We start from the raw sequence: 1,528 nt of genomic DNA on the forward strand, positions 1-1,528 counted from the left end.
GTTTTATATTGATAATGCTAAAGTTCAACTTCCCAGCAAGAATATACAACTGTCATTACCTCTTAAAATATGGCGTAACCGAGCTAGAGGACTTAATCAACCGTATTGCCCTGATTTTTTATATGAAGGAAATATCTACGATACTAAGGCTATTGAAAGCTGGATCATGAATAAACTAGCGTAAGAGCCCGATCGGGATGGATCGGGTCTGGCGGACCAAGAGAAAAAACGTTCTGAAAGAATGATTGGGTGGATTCAAAACAGAAGTGCTACACCTCGATATTAATGAATAAGATTTGACTGTTGGGGAACTGTTGAGGAGAAATTCCCTGTAAAGGGTTCTAAGCTTCACCGCCTCGACCTCGACCATACAGGCGCGCAAGTGACAGGTTTAGGTCGCGCTTGAATCGTAATGAGGCCGAATCCTTATGCTCTTAGCCATGATGGCCAAGGCATTACGGCGTAACCGGCACCTGGGCGCGGGTCAGAAAATCGAGGTTACTGTGGTACACGATCAACAACAAGGCGTCGGCGTGTTCGTCCGTCAGTTTGCTTAAGAAAGCCTGCAAGCGAATTAAAGTAGCCGCTAACCTACGTTTTCGTACCTCTGAATTTATCAGGCTGGGTCGGCATGCAGATGAATGCCTAGTGCCTTTGTAACCTTGAGAATCGTATCGAAACTAGGGATATGCTCGCCGTCCAGGGATCGATACAGACTTTCGCGGGAAAGTCCGGTCTCTTTGGCAATCTGCGACATGCCACGCGCACGGGCAATATCGCCAAGCGCTTTGGCTATGAAGGCCGCATCGCCATCGGCTTCCTCGATGCAGGCATCCAGATAGGCCGCCATTTCTTCGGTGGTTCTCAAGTGCTCCGCTACATCGTAGCGACTGATGATAGTTTTTGTCATTGCGTTATCCTACAGGTTACGGGCAAGACCTTGGGCGGTTTTAACATCGGCATCCTGAGTGCTTTTATCGCCACCGGCCAATAAAATGATGATTTCGTTGCCGCGTCGAGTGAAATACACCCGATAACCGGGGCCATAGTCGATGCGCATTTCTGATACACCTTCGCCTACCGACTTCACGTCACCCGGATTGCCGGCAGCTAGACGTTCGACCCTGGCCAAAACTCGTGCACGAGCACGAATGTCACGAAGATTGTCCAGCCATCGGGCATAAACATCGGTTTTCTTTATATCGACCATGTTTTAAGTGTAGCCTATAGGCTACATTTGTCAATAGACTGACTACGGGCCAAACGTAAGGGCTCGTGTTGAAATGGATAATAGCGGGGTGGATTATGTGCCAGATAATATGGCGAATTGAATGCTAGGGAACCTCTGAAAAACTGCCGTTTTGAACGACAGTAATTTCTAAGATAGGTCAAAGATTTCAATAATCGACCGTTTTTTCATCAAAACAGCTGGATTTTCTCGAAAACAAGCCCTTTTCCGGGCCCATTTTCAAATTTCAGACGCAATGAGGCGGCGACGTTCATATGCATCACCGCGCAGCACATTCGC

Annotated in this window: 3 protein-coding genes; 1 reads left to right on the plus strand and 2 read right to left on the minus strand. The window is 47.6% G+C overall.

Annotated elements, in window-relative coordinates:
- The coding region (locus AC3B8H_RS21205; RefSeq protein ID WP_488443490.1) for a hypothetical protein at positions 1 to 184 on the plus strand (184 nt) is incomplete at its 5' end.
- 432 nt (positions 185 to 616) lie between these two features.
- Here the strand turns inward: AC3B8H_RS21205 and AC3B8H_RS21210 are convergent.
- On the minus strand, positions 617 to 910 hold the full coding sequence (locus AC3B8H_RS21210) for an addiction module antidote protein (RefSeq protein WP_026603654.1): 294 nt from the start codon (positions 908 to 910) through the stop codon (positions 617 to 619).
- Positions 911 to 919: 9 nt separating this feature from the next.
- A complete protein-coding gene (locus AC3B8H_RS21215; RefSeq protein WP_026603653.1) occupies positions 920 to 1,210 on the minus strand; it encodes a type II toxin-antitoxin system RelE/ParE family toxin in 291 nt (96 codons plus the stop codon).
- Between the last annotated feature and the right edge of the window lie 318 nt (positions 1,211 to 1,528).

The organism is Methylomonas sp. BG-2 (genome assembly GCF_057766305.1).

Excerpts from the sequence above, each read along its gene's own strand:
- AC3B8H_RS21210 (WP_026603654.1), bottom strand. The coding sequence starts at position 910 with ATGACAAAAACTATCATCAGTCGCTACGATGTAGCGGAGCACTTGAGA.
- AC3B8H_RS21215 (WP_026603653.1), bottom strand. The coding sequence starts at position 1,210 with ATGGTCGATATAAAGAAAACCGATGTTTATGCCCGATGGCTGGACAAT.